This window comes from Shewanella sp. SP1S1-7, assembly GCF_031932105.1.
In the GTDB taxonomy this organism is placed as follows: Bacteria; Pseudomonadota; Gammaproteobacteria; order Enterobacterales; family Shewanellaceae; genus Shewanella; species Shewanella baltica.
In genome coordinates, this window is record NZ_JAUOEU010000002.1 from 244,759 (window position 1) to 260,929 (window position 16,171).

Consider the following 16,171-nt stretch of genomic DNA (forward strand, 5'->3'; position numbering starts at 1 on the left):
TGGCGCATGAGTAACGATTTTCAATTTATTGAAGTGGGTCGCAAAGACCCCACCAAACACCCTGCGGCTAAACGTGCGACTCAGTTTATTGAGATTTATCAGCCTTTTGCTCAGCCTGAAGTGGCACAGCAAGCGGATCGCTGTTTAGATTGCGGCAATCCTTATTGTGAGTGGAAATGTCCGCTACACAATTATATTCCTAACTGGCTCAAGCTAGCGGAGCAAGGTCGCATCATGGAAGCGGCGGATTTAGTGCATGAGACCAACACTCTGCCCGAAATCTGCGGCCGTGTTTGTCCACAGGACAGACTCTGCGAAGGCGCTTGTACCCTTAACGACGACTTTGGTGCTGTCACTATCGGTAATGTCGAAAAATACATTACCGATACAGCAATCGCCCAAGGCTGGCGCCCCGATATGAGCAAGGTCACGCCGCGCGCTGAACGAGTAGCGATTGTCGGCGCAGGTCCTGCAGGGTTGGGCTGCGCGGATATTTTGTCTCGCAACGGTGTTAAAGCCGTGGTCTTTGATAAATATCCACAAATTGGTGGCCTACTCACCTACGGTATTCCGTCTTTTAAACTCGACAAGGCCGTCATGGCGACCCGTCGTAGTGTATTAGAAGGCATGGGCATTGAGTTCAAACTCGGGGTTACTGTCGGTAAAGATATCCCATTTACTAAACTGCTCGAAGAATACGATGCCGTATTCCTTGGTATGGGCACCTATACCGCGATGAAAGCCGGCCTTGAGGGTGAAGATGCCCAAGGCGTATACCAAGCCCTGCCCTATTTGATTGGTAACACCCATCATTTAATGGGCACTCAAGATGCGCAAACGCCCTACCTGAACCTTGAAGGTAAACGTGTCGTGGTATTAGGCGGTGGTGATACCGCGATGGATTGCGTGCGCACAGCCGTCAGACAAGGTGCCAGCAGCGTAGTCTGTGCTTACCGCCGTGATGAGGCCAACATGCCGGGCTCACGTCGCGAAGTGCAAAATGCGCGGGAGGAAGGCGTTAATTTCCTGTTTAACCGTCAACCTGTGGCGATTAAAACCCAAGATGGCAAAGTAGTTGGCATTGAATGCGTCGAAACCGCCATGGGCAAAGCCGATGCCAGCGGTCGTCAACGGGCCGAAGCGATTGCGGGTAGCGAACAGTTGCTCGAAGCCGATGCGATAATTATCGCCTTTGGTTTCCAGCCTAGCCCAGCACCTTGGTTTGCCGACCATGGCATCGAGCTTGATCAATGGGGCCGAGTTAAAGCGAGTAAGTTAGACGAAAATCCATTCCAAACCACCAACCCTAAAGTGTTTGCCGGTGGTGATATGGTGCGCGGTTCTGACTTAGTCGTGACAGCCATTGCCGAAGGTCGCGATGCTGCTCAAGGTATTCTTAACTACTTAGACTAAGCGCTACAGCTTACAACGCCAATGTGTTGGTTTTATCGCTGATACATTGTTTTACCGCTGTCGTTTAACAAGCAATGCAATGGCTGGACTTAGGCAAACAAGTCCAGCCATTTGCTTGTGGCTTATCGCAATCGGTTGATGGAAAAATAGATAAGTAAAATAGACAGGTGAAATAGATAAATAAAAGTGCACATCTTAGGGGTGCACTTTTTTCTTTAACCCTTCCCGCTTTTTACCCTGCCATTATTAAGCAATCCCAATCTCACCATAACGACAGCACAAAACTGTGTGGTATATTAGCCAGCATTCTCGTGTCCCACTCTTAAGTGTTGAATCAAAAAGGTCTCCCATGAAAATTGGAATTATTGGCGCAATGGAGCCAGAAGTCGCTCACCTAATCGCCGCCATGACAAATGCGACATCGCAAACTATTGCTGGTATTGAATTTATTGCTGGCACTCTTGCGGGTAAAGACGTTGTCGTGACTCGCTCTGGCATAGGTAAAGTGGCCGCAAGTATTGCGACCACACTGCTCATCGAAAAATATGCGCCGGATGCAGTGATCAACACAGGTTCTGCCGGTGGTTTTGTCGATACGCTGGCCATTGGCGATATCGTGATTTCTTCTGAAGTGCGTCACCACGATGTGGATGTCACCGCCTTTGGCTACGAAATTGGCCAAATGGCACAGCAACCTGCTGCGTTTATCCCAGCCGCTCATTTAGTTGAAGCCGCCAACAAGGCCATTGCGCAACTAGGCGAAGTCAAAGCGATTGAAGGGTTAATCTGTACTGGCGATAGCTTTATTTGCGATCCTATTCGCACCCAAGCCATGTTGAAAAACTTCCCAACGATGGCCGCCTGTGAAATGGAAGGCGCGGCCATCGCTCAAGTTTGTCATCAGTTTGGTGTGCCATTTGTGGTGATCCGCTCTTTATCGGATAACGCCAACAATGACTCGCCAGTGGATTTTGATTCTTATATTGTCAAAGCGGGTTACCACTCAGCGCTGATGGTGATGCTGCTACTTGAGCAACTGAATCCTAGCGCAGTAAAATAATCACTTAAGCGGAAAAGTACCGAATGCACACCTCTTTTTATCAACAACTTGTCGAGATAGATGGCGCTTTGTTTGAAGGCTTTTTGGTACTTTTTTTTGCTTTGTTATTGGCGCGGTTAGCGCCATTGCCACGTGAAATGCAGCCGCTTATTTGGTTTGGCCATTTAGCTAAGCAACTCGCCGCCAAGGTAAATCGTCCAGAACGCTCTCCAAGCCAACAAGCCACAGCAGGCTTTTTAGCTATGATGCTGTTACTGTTTCCGTTTTGGGCCATTATCACCTTTTTGCTCGAACTGGCCGCCTTTCCATGGTTTTTCGAATTTTTGGTGCTTTATCTATGCTTAACCGATGCAGGGTTTAGCCAAGTCGCCGATGAAATCGCTAAAGCCTTAAAACGTGGAGATAATGCCAGCGCAAAAAAGCTTTTACAGCCTTGGGTAGTGCGCGATACCGATAGTTTGTCGGAAATCGGCCTAGCCAAAGCCACCATAGAAAAACTCGCCACAGCGCCTATTTACGGCACAGCATCGACCATTTTCTTTTTCGCTATCGCCGGAGCACCTTTAGTGCTGGCAGTGCGTATGCTCAAACAACTCGAATTGAGCTGGCCACCCATTCAGCCTAAGTATCAACATTTTTGCCGCACTGTGAATGGTGTATCTACCCTCTTACTGGCGATCCCCGCTTGGCTGTGGAGTCTATCAATTGCCATTCAAGGCGGTCCTAAGGCATTCGCTAAGCTATTTCGTACGCCAAAAAATCATCCCGCGATTCGAGGCTATATCCTCAGTGTGAATCTGGTGGCGAGTATTTTACGCATCGAACTCGGTGGACCTCAAAAGTTTGCTGGCGTGCGTATCAATGTGGACAAACTAGGTTATGGTCCGCAGCCGACCAGTGATGCAATTGCCCCTGCAATCAAGCTGACCTCACGCGCCTGTGCCATCTGGTTTAGCTTTATCATTATCCTGCCCTTGTTATGGGCAGGTTTACGTTGGTTACATAGCCTGTGATATGATGCCGCATTATCTCAACGTGAAGTTAAAGGCTGACTATCTTGCTCGAAAACATGCATGTTTCATTAACAACCCCTGCGTTGTTATTTCCTGCTATCTCATTGTTACTACTTGCTTATACCAATCGCTTTTTTGCCCTCGCGGCATTAATCCGAAGCTTAAGCAGTGGTGAAAAACCCGTACATAAAGATCAAATCAAAAACCTGAGCCAGCGCATTACCATTATTCGTCGTATGCAAGAAGCGGGCGTATCGAGCTTTGCCCTGTGCGTACTGTGCATGATTTTCATCTATGTCGGCTTTAATAAAACTGGCTCAGTGATCTTCGGCGCTAGCCTGCTACTGCTGCTCTATTCACTGATTTTATCTGTGATTGAAATCCGCATCTCTGTGGACGCATTAAATATCCATATCAAAGAGATGAGTAAATGAGCCAGTGGATCTACTTTTTTGATTTATGGGGTACCGCTGTATTTGCGCTATCTGGCGCACTCGCCGCGGGGCGTCATAGAATGGACCCCTTTGGCGTCATAGTGCTCGCCTCGGTCACCGCTGTGGGCGGCGGCAGTATTCGGGATGCCTTAATTGGCGCAACACCTGTGTTTTGGATCCGCGATCCCAATTACATCATAGTGATCCTCGCAACTGTGCTCGCCTGTTTGCTGTTAGTGCGTCGGCCTCGCAAGGTGCCTGAATATATTTTGCCGGTCGCCGATGCCTTTGGATTAGCCTTGTTTACTGTGATTGGTGCCGAAAAAGCCCTCAACATGGGCTTGAGTGGCATGATTGCCGTGGTAATGGGCTTGATCACAGGCGTGGGAGGAGGCATTATTCGAGACTTACTGTGCAGACAAGTTCCTATGGTGTTACGTACAGAAGTCTATGCCACAGCTTCAATCATAGGTGGTATCGGCTATACCGTGAGTTTAGCCTACGGTATGGGCGAGAAAACGGCGCTGTTTCTGGCGATGACCAGTGCTCTATTTATCCGCTTAAGCGCCATCAAGTGGCATCTGTCGTTACCGGCCTTTGATCTCAAAACCAAGAGGGAATAGTTTGCGAATATTGTGTCTTATTTTGTGCCTCATTTTTGTTCCAGCCCTCAATCCTGCAGCGGCGCAAGCCAACTCAGGTGAAATGCCACAAGAACAGCAGTTAGCCGTCAAGTACATGAATGCGCTAACCGAACACGACTACAAGACACTCAGAAAATTCTATAACCGCGAAAGCGTCTTCTTCGACAAAACCGCCAACCGTAAATACACTGGCGGCCGCTTTATCATCGACTTTCTCGAGCGCGCCCATGAGGGCGTGCTCGAGTACGACTTCAACATAGAACATATGTATAACGCCGGCTCTTTAGTGGTGATGATAGGTAACTATCACTTCAAGGGACCCGGTGAACAATTCGGCAAACCTGGCAAAATCATCGACATAGCGATTCCTGGCGTCACGAGTCTTAAACTCGATATGCTCAACCATAGGGTGACTGAGCATGTGGATCTTATCGATTACCAGACCATGTCTGACCAATTAGCGATGCAGTAGTCACAAAATTTAGCTGTCTTTGAAACTTGATCCCTAAAAACGGGTCGAAACTAACAATGAGTCAATACCACTGAGTGTTTTGCCTTCGATAGGTTGACTGAGTCGTTTCGTTTCAATGAGGTTTGTATGAAGTTTTTTGGATTGATAGCCCTACTCGCCCTTAATGGCTTAATGCTGGCTCCCAAAGCACAAGCCTTACAGCCCATAATCGTGTCCTACGCCGTTCAGCCAGTGAGTCATTTTAATCAGCAACTGCGTGTCGCTCAGGCACAACATCAACCCTGGTCGGAAGACCCAAGTCAGATCAGCAGCCAATACGCAGGCAACAAATTTACCTTAGTGCGAACCCAAACCAATAAAGACAGCATTTTGACCTATCAGGTGAGCGAGCTCTCCAAGCAACATCCACAAATGCTGTTGATTATTTCCTTGAAGCAGAATGCTAAACAATGGCAGGTGAGTTCGGCGCAACTGGCGTGGAAATGCAGTGGTGGGCAACACTTTGGCACCGACAGATGTAATATCGCCGAGCATGAGGCCAACACAGCGCCTTAATCTTATGGGGTAAAACAGACTTAAAAACAAAGAGCGCTCTAAGGCGCTCTTTTTGTTCGTTTAACGACTTTTTCATTTAATAGACAATGGCTTAAACCATTGTAAGTCAAACTAGAGTCAGGTAAACCACTGTCATCTGAACTAAAGTGACTTAAACAAAGTCACTAAAACTAAAGCGGCTTAAACTAAAGCTACTTACACTAAAGTCACTTTGGCAAACTTGCGTTTACCGACTTGGAATACCGCGACAGTACCAGCAGACAAGATCATACGGCTATCGTCTAGCTTTTCGCCGTCCATCTTCACTGCGCCTTGCTTGATCATCCGCATGGCTTCTGAAGTCGACGCCACTAAATCAGCATCTTTCAACAGATTAGCAATCGCCAGACCTTCACCCGCCACTAACTCGACAGCGTCGATATCGTCAGGGATCATGCCCTTAGCGCGATCAACAAAGGCTTGGTGCGCACTTTGTGCAGACGCTTCATCGTGGAAACGTGTAATGATTTCTTTCGCCAAGGCAATTTTAATGTCACGTGGGTTAGACCCATTTGCCACATCTTGCTTAAACTGCTCAATTTCAGCCAGTGGACGGAATGACAACAGCTCAAAGTAGCGCCACATTAAGTCGTCCGAAATCGACATCAGCTTGCCAAACATTTCGTTGGCAGGTTCACTCACGCCAATATAGTTGTGCGCCGACTTAGACATTTTCTTCACGCCGTCTAAACCTTCGAGCAGCGGCATCATGATCACAGCTTGTGGCTTTTGGCCTTCCGCTTTTTGCAGTTCACGGCCCATTAACAGGTTGAACTTTTGATCTGTACCACCCAGCTCAACATCGGCCTGCAGCGCAACTGAGTCATAACCTTGCAATAAAGGATACATAAACTCATGGATAGCAATAGATTGGCCCGAGGCATAACGCTTCTTAAAGTCATCGCGCTCCATCATACGAGCCACAGTTTGCTTAGAAGCAAGGCGGATCATCCCCGCTGCGCCCAATGGCTCTAACCAGCTTGAGTTAAATTCGATACGGGTTTTAACTGGATCAAGTATCTTATAAACCTGTTCTTTATAGGTTTCTGCGTTCGCTAATACTTGTTCACGGGTTAACGGTGGACGCGTACTGTTTTTACCGCTTGGATCACCCACCATACCGGTAAAGTCACCGATCAAGAAAATGACTTCATGACCTAACTCTTGGAATAACCTTAATTTATTTAAGATTACTGTGTGTCCAAGATGGATGTCCGGAGCGGTAGGATCGGCGCCTAACTTAATACGGAGTGGACGTCCTTCTTTGAGTTTTTCCAGCAGATCCGCTTCGAGTAAAATCTCATCGGTACCACGTCTAATTTCTGCTAATACTTGGTCTAAATCAGCCATCTCGGCAGGGACTCCTAAGGCCATGATCATAAAATGAAGAGACTTATGTTACTTGTTAGCCACCACAATTGAAAGTGTGTACACTAACGGGATTATTTAAGTCTCTGGTTATCGGTATCGGCGTCAATGGGAAAGGTTATAACGTTATTTAAATTGTTGCCTAAAAAGCATCAAATTCTCCTCAGCATTCTTTCAGTTATCACTATGATAACCATGCTACTACCTTCTGAAGAAGCGCAAGCTTCAAGACAAACCACCAGCATAGATGACCAAGCTCAAATCAATACCCGTTATGATGTGCCTTTAGCGTTTCGCTCGCCTGAACGTCCTGAGTTATTAGAGGGCCAAACAGACAATGCGTCCACAAATGCTACGCCATTATCGTCAACCGACGCGCTTGCCGCGGGTGATGCTAATAATCCAGCCACTGAATCCTTAGAGAGTGCCCATCACAGGGACGTTGAACATTTTAACGTGAAAAATGGTGATACCTTAGCCGCGGTATTTGATCGCGCAGGGTTAACCAGTAAAGACGTGTATGAAATCACCCAACTCCCCTTAGCCAAGCAAAATTTACTTAAGATTATGCCGGGCGAAGAAATCGTGATTTCGAAAGATATAAATGGTGATTTGACCGAAGTGCGTTATCGCGTGAATGCGATTTCGACGCTCATCATCACCAAAAATCAAAATCAATACCAAGAAAAAATCTCCGAGAAGGATGTGGAAATCCGCAGCCATTTCACCAGCGCTAAGATTAAGAGCAACTTCTGGAACGCTGCCGTCGATGCAGGCATGAATGCAAACCAGATCATGCAGTTATCGACCGTATTCGGCTGGGATATCGACTTTGCCTTAGATTTACGCGAAGGCGACAGCTTTGCCATTATTTATGAGCAAGAATATGCCGATGGCGAATTTTTGCGTAACGGCAATATCTTAGCCGCAGAATTTGTAAACCAAGATGAGCGCTATACTGCCATTCGCTATACCGACGGTAACTATTATTCCGAGAATGGCACTAGTATGCGTAAAGCCTTCTTGCGCTCGCCAGTCGATTTTAAATATGTCAGCTCAAACTTCAATCCAAGACGTTTGCACCCAGTAACGGGCCAAGTCAAAGCCCATCGCGGTGTGGACTACGTCGCCGCCATTGGCACGCCCATTAAAGCGGCGGGTAGCGGACGCGTCATCGAGGCGGGCTACAATCAATTCAACGGTAACTATGTGTTTATCAAACACAACGATACCTATACCACCAAATATCTTCACCTCACTAAGCGCAACGTCAGCAAAGGAGCCAGCGTTAAGCAAGGGCAAATCATAGGTACTTTAGGTAAAACGGGGCGCGTCACGGGTGCACATTTGCATTACGAATTTATCGTCAATGGCGTCCACCGCAACCCAAGAACCATAACGCTACCTAAAGCCGAATCGATTGCGAGAAAAGAAAAAAATCAATTCGATGCACTTAGCCAGCAATTGATGACTACACTTTCGCAAAACAAGCAAACGCAATTGGCAATGCAATAACGACGGACGGATTCCTCCCAATGAAAAACGCTTATTATATTGGACTTATGTCAGGCACCAGCATGGACGGTGTCGATGCCGTATTGGTCGACTTTTCTGGCGCGCAGCCGCAGCTTATTGCCAGCCATACCGAAGCCATACCGAGCCATTTGCTCAAAGGCCTACAGCGCCTTTGTTCACCCAGCACAGATGAAATTAACCGCCTTGGCCGTTTAGATCGTAATGTGGGTGAACTGTTTGCTTTAGCAGTAAATAATCTACTCACCAAATGCGCCATTGCCAAAGAAGAGGTTATCGCCATAGGTAGCCACGGCCAAACCGTGCGCCACATGCCAAACCTTGAAGTCGGCTTTACCCTGCAAATTGGCGACCCGAATACTATTGCGACCGAAACCGGTATTGATGTGATTGCCGATTTTCGCCGTAAAGATATTGCCCTAGGTGGCCAAGGCGCGCCCTTAGTGCCAGCATTCCACCAGCAAACCTTTGCTCAAGTCGGTAAAAAACGCATCATTTTAAATATTGGCGGCATAGCCAACATTACTTATTTACCGGGCAACAGTGACCAAGTACTGGGTTTCGACACGGGACCTGGCAATACCTTGATCGATGCTTGGATCCAGCAGGTGAAAAGTGAACCCTTCGATAGAGATGGTGCATGGGCTGCGTCCGGCAAAACCGACCAAGACCTGTTAACTCAACTGCTTTCGCACCCGTATTTCTCCCTTGCTTACCCTAAAAGCACCGGCCGTGAGCTGTTTAACCAAGCTTGGTTAGAGCAGCAATTATCGCCCTTTAATCATTTAGATGAAGAAGATATCCAATCGACGTTATTGGATTTAACCTGCCACAGCATAGCCCGCGATATGATTAAATTATCGAATGAAGGGGAGTTGTACGTCTGTGGTGGCGGCGCGTTCAACGGCCAACTGATGCAGCGTCTTGCCGTCCTATTGCCAGGATATACCTTAAATACCACCTCAGCCCTTGGCGTCGACCCTAAATGGGCTGAAGGCATCGCCTTCGCGTGGCTCGCCATGCGTAACCACTTAGGCTTACACGCCAACCTCCCAGCTGTCACTGGCGCCTCCCGCGAAGCTGTACTCGGCGGAAGATTTAGCGCTAAGTAATTTACCTTCTCAAAAGATCAAGCGATAACCTCACCAAGAGCTTCTACATGAAGCTCTTGCTGTCTTTACCCCTCAACGTATCGATTTCCCCTCTTCCAGCCTAAATTAATCAAGAAAATCAGCAACCCATTTAAAGCCATCTATTATTAATGACTGATAGTGGTAGCAACAGAGTATGAGTAAATAACTCCGTCACTGAAGCTTAATCAAATCTCACTATATTGAAGCTGATGCTGAATATTGCTCTAAAACAACTCAAACACTTGGTCATTGCCTCACAAGCGTTCGACAAAAAACTGCTGTTAAGGGAACTCATGTCACGCGCGCGATTTTGCTCACTCAGACAAAATCCGCCAATAGACAGGTCAATAAGGAATAAAGACGCACTCGTTAACAAACAAGTGTCTTTAACATAATAGGAAACCAATCAATGAATATGTCACAAAAAATGGCGGCGGAATTTCTTGGCACCTTATGGTTAGTTCTTGGAGGCTGTGGCAGTGCGGTACTTGCTGCAGCATTTCCCGAGGTAGGCATAGGTTTACTCGGTGTCGCGCTCGCATTTGGCTTAACGGTTCTGACTATGGCGTTTGCAATTGGCCATATTTCAGGTTGTCACCTAAACCCAGCGGTGTCATTCGGCCTTTGGGCTGGTGGACGTTTTCCCGCATCGGAGTTACTGCCTTATATCATTGCCCAAGTTGCGGGCGGGATTGCAGGCGCGGGCATCTTGTATCTTATTGCTTCTGGACAGGAAGGATTTTCACTTGCGGGTGGATTTGCCTCTAACGGTTTTGGTGAACATTCACCGGGTGGCTACAGCATGCTGTCGGTCATGATTTGCGAAATCGTTATGACACTGTTCTTTTTGATCATTATTTTAGGTGCCACCGATGAACGCGCGCCAAAAGGGTTTGCCCCGATTGCCATAGGTCTAGGCTTAACCTTGATCCACCTTATCAGTATTCCAGTGTCCAATACTTCGGTAAATCCTGCTCGCAGTACAGGTCCTGCGTTATTTGTCGGTGACTGGGCGATATCGCAACTGTGGTTATTCTGGGTAGCACCGATTGTCGGCGCCATTTTGGCAGGCTTTATCTATCGCTACTTCCGCGCGGCAGAATAAACACCCAAGATCTAACACAACAGCGCCCTCTTGGCGCTGTTGTTCTTTTTCTAATCCCGCTCTAATGTTACCATTTAGCCAACTGGTGAATTTTGCTGTGCCCTAGGTTTTTCATTAGCGGCACGACAGGCTTCGCCCTATTCAAGCAAAAGAGATATTTTTCATGAGCAAGACTGTTAAAACCCTCGCTGAGACAGCAGCAATGACGCCAGAAGCCCGTTACGATTACCTCGTTGAGCAAGTCAAAGAACATAAAGTTCTTTGGACATTACAAGACCAAGACGGTTGCGTAATGCTGACCACTGAAGAAGAAGATTGCATTCCAATGTGGCCAACCGAAGAAGCGGCTGAATCTTGGGCTGTGGATGAGTGGAGTGATTGCCAAACATTAGCGATCCCATTCGATGAATTTCACGAAAGATGGGTGCCTGGCATGGAAGATGACGACCTGTTCGTTGCCGTGTTCCCAGTATTAGATGATTTAGGTGTGGTTATCCCACCTTATGAGTTAGATCAACGATTAGCGCCTAAGCAAAGCCATTAATATCAATCGCTAAGCGAGAATGTCTATGAGCGAGCAAGAATCGGCTATACCGACACCTAAGGCTGACGCGGCCGTGAGTTCACGTTTACCCAAACGACTGATTGCCCTGCTGCTAGTGTATGTTGTTGCGTCCGTGAGCGGCTTAGTCGCTAAACAAGGCGTGTTATTTTGTCTACTGACACTCTTGATGGTGATTGCCATTATTGGTCGACAAAAGGCGGCGCTTATCATGCTGCGTGGCTACACAGTCGTGCAGCTTGGCTTGATTAGCGTGCTGCCAGTGATCATGTACGATCCCGGCAATTTAGTGGTAGGCCCGACGACGGTGCATTTAGGTGAATGGCAGGGTAAACTGCCTGACTATGTGATTTTTATCGCGTTAATCATCTTGTCATTGCTGCAAGTCTGGGTCGCTTTTGATAAAAAGGTAAAGGCGTGGTTTAAACCTAAGCTTAACCTGAACATCATGAGTTAAGTTCGTAGCATACTGAATTTTGCCCAACAAAAAGCCGTCATTACGACGGCTTTTTTGATCTCACCTCACACCTTAAAAGCGCTAAGTGAGCAGTCTTTATAGAGAAACTCTTTACACAGAGACAATCTTTATACAGAGAAACTGGCACCACAGCCACAAGTTGTGGTTGCGTTAGGGTTTTTCACAAAGAAGCGAGAACCTTCGAGTCCTGAAGTGTAATCCACTTCACCACCGACTAAATATTGTAGGCTCATAGGATCGACAACTAAGAGGACGCCTTGTTTTTCTATCGTAAAATCGCCGTCATTGACCTTTTCATCAAAGGTAAAGCCGTACTGAAATCCAGAACAACCACCACCAGTCACATAGACTCGTAGCTTAAGTGCAGGATTTTGCTCTTCTTCCAGCAAACCTTTCACCTTAGCGGCTGCCGCATCGGTAAATTGGATTGGCATTGCTGTATCAGCTTGATCAGTCATTACTACCTCTTACATCAGTTTTCTGGGGCAAATTATCCTTTACCTGACTGTTTTGTTCAAGTATTACCCGTGGTTCTTTTTCACCCTGTAATAACTCAGGGGCACTATAGACATGTTCTGTCTGCGAATTCTTGGTCCAGCGGCTCGAAGGCACCAGCACTTTGACTTTCACTTGCTGTAAACTAAAGCCTGCAGGAACAGTGACCTTGGTATCTATGACCTGAAAATAGCGAAAATCAAATTCCAACTTAGAACCCGTGAGTTTGTTCACACTCAAGCTAACGGATTTACCCTCCTGTACGCCAATTAATGTCAATTCGACTCGACCTTGAATCGCTTGCTTGCGCTTTTGCAGCTGAGTTAATACCAGTTTGAGATTGTACTCATCGGCTAAAACGCCCGGCGTCATTTCAAGTCCGTGGATGGCGACACCTTCGGCATTATCATCCGGTGTCATAATGCTACGGTAAAACGCCAGCTCATGTTCCAATTCTTTTTGCTTTTTCATCTGCTGGCCAAACATATCTTGCATTTGGGCGTTAGCCTCACGCTCGACGGACAGCTCTAGATTTCGGGTCGCTAGTAATTGGGTCTGTGTTTCTAATTCAGCACTCAAACGTTGGGCTTTGCTGCTGATGTGTTTAACCACGGGCTCATCACTGCTTAGTAGCAGAAAACTTATCCACGCCCCAAAAAGAATAGAAACTAACACTAAAAGCGATAAATACACTGAAGATGGACGATACTTGAGATCCATCACTTGCAGCCGATCTAGCCAACGATGATAATTTGGCATTAGGTAACAGCCCCTTATATAAAATACAATCAACTCAAGAACGAGTTCGATACAATATAACTCAGGCCAATGCAGTGCAATTAACGATAAATAAAGTCGCTATTCAACATGCCATAGTCACAGCCAAAAAGTATTTAACTAATGAGCTACGTGACCATTTATCCCAAGCGAGGATCAGTGCACAACTGTGCATACTGGCACTGCTGTTTGCCATTTTCGCATCCTGCGTGATCTTACTGTTTCGACTCTTGCTCGTTTGGGCCAATCATTACACCCAAATACAGGCGCTGGATTTTACGGGGAACGTCGCCGACTGGCGAGCCCTGTTACCACTTTTAGGCGCAATATTAATTTGGATTGTGGCTAAGCTAGGCTCCAAACGTTATAAGCGTATGGGAATAGCCTATGTGTTACATAGAGTTAAACTGCACTACGGTAAAATTCCGCTGCAATCTGCCGTAGGGCAATTTTTTCAAGCATTATTCGCCCTCGGCACCAATTTCTCCGTCGGCCGCGAAGGCCCTGCTATTCATCTGGGCGCTGTCAGTGCCAGTTTTCTCGCCGAAAAATTCAATCTTCCCGATAATAGTGTGCGTATTATGTGCGCCAGTGGCATTGCCGCAGGGATTGCCGCGACCTTTAACGCGCCCTTGGCGGCAGTGATTTTTGTTCTCGAAGTGATTGTCCGCGAATATAAAGTCCATTACTTCTTCCCGATTATGCTCTCCGCGATTTGTGGCGCGGTTTCAAGCCAACTGGTGTTTGGTAATGTGCACGAATTTGACCGTATTCAAGTGATCCACATTCCCTTAGATCACTACCCAATTCTCGCCATCGGCGGCGTGGTATTGGGCTGCGCTGCGGCGCTGTTTAATTACTCACTCTTAAAAGTCACCGCGACGGGGCAAAACTGGCCACTCATCTACCGACTATTATTGGCGGGCAGTGTCACCACACTAATCGGTCTCGTGTTGCCACAAGCCCTTGGCACGGGCGATCTCGCCATTAGCGAAGCCATTAGTCAACATCCAAGCCTGTTGCTGTTAATCGCCCTATTATTTGCCAAAATCATTGCCACTATTGCAGCGATTGGCTTAGGTATTCCAGGTGGTTTGATTGGTCCACTCTATGGCATCGGCGCGCTGCTTGGGGCTATTTTGGCGCTGATCAGCGCCATCTTATTCCCGTCGATCGCTCCATATGTAGGGCTTTACACTGTGATCGGCATGACGGCCATGATGGGCGTGTGCTTAAGCGCGCCGCTGGCGGCGTTAGTCGCCCTGCTAGAAATGACCAATGATGCCAGTATTATCCTGCCGGCGATGTTTGTGACTATTCCCGCATTTTTGATTGCCTATCAAGGCTTTAAGACTAACTCTATTTTCTTTAAACAATTAGAAATCATGGGGCTAGGCTATAAAGTTGCGCCAGTAAATTTAGCGCTGCAGAAAAAAGGCGTGCGAGCCTTGATGGATAAACGCTTTGTTATCGTCAACAACAACGATGAATTGTTACTCGAAGTGCTTAAACGGGCCGAAGGTCGACCTGTGCTGGTTCGCAATGCCGATGGCGTTATCGAAATGCTCAGCCTTGAAATGCAATCCTACGATGACAGTACCACACTATCGCGCCATCCCATGCAAGGCTTAAGCGACAGCACTACGCTCAATGAAGCCTATTTACTCTTGTCACCCAAGCGCAGCGGTGAGGTGTTTATCTATCAAGATACGCCCGATAACGTGGTCGGAGTGATCAGTTGGTCGAACCTGCAACAGGAAATTCGCTTAGGGCAAGCCTAGTGCCAATTAACAACATCGATTTAAAACCTGATATCAATTTAAAATCTGATAGTGATGCAAAACCTAATATCGATGCCAAACCTAAGGCAGCAGATTAAAAGCTTTGGGCTTCATCGCAAAAATCTAACACAGTGGCAATGTGGCTATTTCGTTGCCCCTGTGCTTCTGCTACAATCGCGCCTCAGCCACCCTACATAACATCAGGGCAGATAAGCGCGATACCGCAGCTTAAAATGCCCCCTAGCAAATTGGAAAACAGGCTGATGAATCAGTTCGAAGGATCCCATATCCTCTCCGTAAACCAGTTAGATCTTGACTCAATCCAAACTATTTTTAATGTCGCTAGCCGTATGATGCCCTATGCACTTCGAGAGAAGCGCAATAATGTGCTCGATGGCGCCATTTTAGGTAACCTGTTTTTCGAACCCAGTACCCGTACCCGCGTAAGTTTTGGCTGTGCCTTTAACTTACTTGGCGGCCATGTGCGTGAAACCACAGGTATGGCTTCATCGTCTTTATCTAAGGGTGAGTCCCTGTACGATACGGCGCGCGTGTTATCCACTTATTCCGATGTGATTGCCATGCGCCATCCAGACTCTTATTCAGTGAAAGAGTTTGCCGAAGGCAGCCGCGTCCCAGTGATCAACGGTGGCGATGGTTCGAACGAACATCCGACTCAAGCTCTACTCGATTTATACACTATCCAAAAAGAACTCAAATGTGCCGGCCGCGGTATCGATGGCATGCACATAGCAATGGTCGGCGACTTAAAATTTGGCCGTACCGTGCATTCACTATCACGCTTACTCTGCATGTATAAGAACATCAGTTTCACACTGATTTCACCTGCTGAATTAGCGATGCCTGATTATGTGATCTCCGACATTGAAAATGCTGGCCATAGCATCAAAATAACCGACCAGCTTGAAGGCCATTTAGATAAAGCAGATATTCTGTATCTCACTCGCATTCAGGAAGAGCGCTTCCCTTCACAGGAAGAAGCGAATAAGTATCGCGGCAAGTTCCGCTTAAATCGCAGTATTTACACTCAGCATTGCAAATCTAACACTGTCATTATGCATCCGCTTCCAAGGGATTCACGCGCGCAAGCCAATGAGTTAGATAATGATTTGAACAGCCACCCTAATCTCGCCATCTTCAGACAGGCTGATAATGGGCTGTTAATTCGCATGGCTTTGTTTGCATTGACACTCGGCGTTGATCATCAACTCGAAAAATATGAGTGTCCGGTTAATTGGTATTCACGTAAAGCCGATCGCTAGTTGGCTACAGACTTTAAGGACTAAAC

General features: G+C 47.1%; 17 protein-coding genes. 14 read left to right on the plus strand and 3 right to left on the minus strand.

All coding sequences use genetic code 11. The annotated features are described in order from the left end of the window. The first annotated feature begins 6 nt into the window (after nucleotides 1-6). The 7 genes from Q4Q49_RS02890 (at nucleotide 7) to Q4Q49_RS02920 (ending at nucleotide 5,591) form a co-directional block, all read left to right on the plus strand. On the plus strand, nucleotides 7-1,413 hold the full coding sequence (locus tag Q4Q49_RS02890) for an FAD-dependent oxidoreductase (protein ID WP_107402372.1): 1,407 nt from the start codon (nucleotides 7-9) through the stop codon (nucleotides 1,411-1,413). Nucleotides 1,414-1,762: 349 nt separating this feature from the next. Further along, nucleotides 1,763-2,473, plus strand: coding sequence for a 5'-methylthioadenosine/adenosylhomocysteine nucleosidase (locus Q4Q49_RS02895; protein WP_107402373.1), 711 nt, complete (start codon nucleotides 1,763-1,765; stop codon nucleotides 2,471-2,473). A gap of 23 nt (nucleotides 2,474-2,496) precedes the next feature. Next, a complete protein-coding gene (locus tag Q4Q49_RS02900; RefSeq protein ID WP_311998592.1) occupies nucleotides 2,497-3,486 on the plus strand; it encodes a cobalamin biosynthesis protein in 990 nt (329 codons plus the stop codon). Nucleotides 3,487-3,542: 56 nt separating this feature from the next. Further along, nucleotides 3,543-3,920: a DUF2721 domain-containing protein gene (locus tag Q4Q49_RS02905; RefSeq protein WP_006080752.1), complete on the plus strand. Its 378-nt coding sequence runs from the start codon at nucleotides 3,543-3,545 to the stop codon at nucleotides 3,918-3,920. Further along, entirely contained in the window at nucleotides 3,917-4,543 is a 627-nt protein-coding gene (locus tag Q4Q49_RS02910; RefSeq protein ID WP_006080751.1) for a trimeric intracellular cation channel family protein, read from the plus strand. The genes Q4Q49_RS02905 and Q4Q49_RS02910 overlap by 4 nt, the downstream gene beginning before the upstream one ends. A gap of 1 nt (nucleotide 4,544) precedes the next feature. Next, entirely contained in the window at nucleotides 4,545-5,036 is a 492-nt protein-coding gene (locus tag Q4Q49_RS02915; protein WP_006080750.1) for a nuclear transport factor 2 family protein, read from the plus strand. A 126-nt stretch (nucleotides 5,037-5,162) separates the two neighbouring features. Further along, nucleotides 5,163-5,591, plus strand: a complete 429-nt coding sequence (locus Q4Q49_RS02920; protein WP_006085051.1) for a hypothetical protein — start codon at nucleotides 5,163-5,165, stop codon at nucleotides 5,589-5,591. 195 nt (nucleotides 5,592-5,786) lie between these two features. Here the strand turns inward: Q4Q49_RS02920 and tyrS are convergent, their stop codons facing one another. Continuing rightward, on the minus strand, nucleotides 5,787-6,980 hold the full coding sequence (gene tyrS / locus Q4Q49_RS02925; protein ID WP_259558745.1) for a tyrosine--tRNA ligase: 1,194 nt from the start codon (nucleotides 6,978-6,980) through the stop codon (nucleotides 5,787-5,789). Nucleotides 6,981-7,106: 126 nt separating this feature from the next. Here tyrS and Q4Q49_RS02930 point away from each other — a divergent pair, with 126 nt between their 5' ends. The 5 genes from Q4Q49_RS02930 (at nucleotide 7,107) to Q4Q49_RS02950 (ending at nucleotide 11,788) form a co-directional block, all read left to right on the plus strand. Beyond that, nucleotides 7,107-8,513: a peptidoglycan DD-metalloendopeptidase family protein gene (locus Q4Q49_RS02930; RefSeq protein WP_259562092.1), complete on the plus strand. Its 1,407-nt coding sequence runs from the start codon at nucleotides 7,107-7,109 to the stop codon at nucleotides 8,511-8,513. A 20-nt stretch (nucleotides 8,514-8,533) separates the two neighbouring features. Beyond that, nucleotides 8,534-9,643: an anhydro-N-acetylmuramic acid kinase gene (locus Q4Q49_RS02935; RefSeq protein ID WP_311998593.1), complete on the plus strand. Its 1,110-nt coding sequence runs from the start codon at nucleotides 8,534-8,536 to the stop codon at nucleotides 9,641-9,643. Nucleotides 9,644-10,073: 430 nt separating this feature from the next. After that, nucleotides 10,074-10,769, plus strand: coding sequence for an aquaporin Z (aqpZ, locus tag Q4Q49_RS02940; RefSeq protein WP_311998594.1), 696 nt, complete (start codon nucleotides 10,074-10,076; stop codon nucleotides 10,767-10,769). A 163-nt stretch (nucleotides 10,770-10,932) separates the two neighbouring features. After that, on the plus strand, nucleotides 10,933-11,313 hold the full coding sequence (locus tag Q4Q49_RS02945) for a DUF2750 domain-containing protein (protein WP_006080744.1): 381 nt from the start codon (nucleotides 10,933-10,935) through the stop codon (nucleotides 11,311-11,313). Between the two features lie 25 nt (nucleotides 11,314-11,338). Next, nucleotides 11,339-11,788, plus strand: a complete 450-nt coding sequence (locus Q4Q49_RS02950) for a hypothetical protein (RefSeq protein ID WP_259569188.1) — start codon at nucleotides 11,339-11,341, stop codon at nucleotides 11,786-11,788. A 128-nt stretch (nucleotides 11,789-11,916) separates the two neighbouring features. On the opposite strand, the gene erpA is transcribed toward Q4Q49_RS02950, so the two are convergent. After that, complete coding sequence (erpA, locus tag Q4Q49_RS02955; RefSeq protein ID WP_006080742.1) at nucleotides 11,917-12,267, minus strand: iron-sulfur cluster insertion protein ErpA; 351 nt, start codon at nucleotides 12,265-12,267, stop codon at nucleotides 11,917-11,919. Continuing rightward, nucleotides 12,260-13,063: a DUF6776 family protein gene (locus tag Q4Q49_RS02960; protein ID WP_011846148.1), complete on the minus strand. Its 804-nt coding sequence runs from the start codon at nucleotides 13,061-13,063 to the stop codon at nucleotides 12,260-12,262. The genes erpA and Q4Q49_RS02960 overlap by 8 nt, the downstream gene beginning before the upstream one ends. Before the next feature lie 74 nt (nucleotides 13,064-13,137). On the opposite strand from Q4Q49_RS02960, the gene Q4Q49_RS02965 reads away from it, so the two are divergent. Next, entirely contained in the window at nucleotides 13,138-14,862 is a 1,725-nt protein-coding gene (locus tag Q4Q49_RS02965) for a chloride channel protein (protein WP_006080740.1), read from the plus strand. A gap of 263 nt (nucleotides 14,863-15,125) precedes the next feature. Continuing rightward, nucleotides 15,126-16,145: an aspartate carbamoyltransferase gene (locus Q4Q49_RS02970; RefSeq protein ID WP_006080739.1), complete on the plus strand. Its 1,020-nt coding sequence runs from the start codon at nucleotides 15,126-15,128 to the stop codon at nucleotides 16,143-16,145. The last annotated feature ends 26 nt before the right edge of the window (nucleotides 16,146-16,171 follow it).

What these genes read in the sequence shown, in the direction of transcription:
- Q4Q49_RS02920 (WP_006085051.1), top strand. Translation starts at nt 5,163, where the DNA reads ATGAAGTTTTTTGGATTGATAGCCCTACTCGCCCTTAATGGCTTAATG.
- Q4Q49_RS02900 (WP_311998592.1), top strand. Translation starts at nt 2,497, where the DNA reads ATGCACACCTCTTTTTATCAACAACTTGTCGAGATAGATGGCGCTTTG.
- Q4Q49_RS02945 (WP_006080744.1), top strand. Translation starts at nt 10,933, where the DNA reads ATGAGCAAGACTGTTAAAACCCTCGCTGAGACAGCAGCAATGACGCCA.
- tyrS (WP_259558745.1), bottom strand. Translation starts at nt 6,980, where the DNA reads ATGGCTGATTTAGACCAAGTATTAGCAGAAATTAGACGTGGTACCGAT.
- Q4Q49_RS02905 (WP_006080752.1), top strand. Translation starts at nt 3,543, where the DNA reads ATGCATGTTTCATTAACAACCCCTGCGTTGTTATTTCCTGCTATCTCA.
- Q4Q49_RS02895 (WP_107402373.1), top strand. Translation starts at nt 1,763, where the DNA reads ATGAAAATTGGAATTATTGGCGCAATGGAGCCAGAAGTCGCTCACCTA.
- Q4Q49_RS02930 (WP_259562092.1), top strand. Translation starts at nt 7,107, where the DNA reads ATGGGAAAGGTTATAACGTTATTTAAATTGTTGCCTAAAAAGCATCAA.
- Q4Q49_RS02950 (WP_259569188.1), top strand. Translation starts at nt 11,339, where the DNA reads ATGAGCGAGCAAGAATCGGCTATACCGACACCTAAGGCTGACGCGGCC.
- Q4Q49_RS02935 (WP_311998593.1), top strand. Translation starts at nt 8,534, where the DNA reads ATGAAAAACGCTTATTATATTGGACTTATGTCAGGCACCAGCATGGAC.
- Q4Q49_RS02910 (WP_006080751.1), top strand. Translation starts at nt 3,917, where the DNA reads ATGAGCCAGTGGATCTACTTTTTTGATTTATGGGGTACCGCTGTATTT.
- Q4Q49_RS02970 (WP_006080739.1), top strand. Translation starts at nt 15,126, where the DNA reads ATGAATCAGTTCGAAGGATCCCATATCCTCTCCGTAAACCAGTTAGAT.
- aqpZ (WP_311998594.1), top strand. Translation starts at nt 10,074, where the DNA reads ATGAATATGTCACAAAAAATGGCGGCGGAATTTCTTGGCACCTTATGG.
- Q4Q49_RS02960 (WP_011846148.1), bottom strand. Translation starts at nt 13,063, where the DNA reads ATGCCAAATTATCATCGTTGGCTAGATCGGCTGCAAGTGATGGATCTC.
- erpA (WP_006080742.1), bottom strand. Translation starts at nt 12,267, where the DNA reads ATGACTGATCAAGCTGATACAGCAATGCCAATCCAATTTACCGATGCG.
- Q4Q49_RS02890 (WP_107402372.1), top strand. Translation starts at nt 7, where the DNA reads ATGAGTAACGATTTTCAATTTATTGAAGTGGGTCGCAAAGACCCCACC.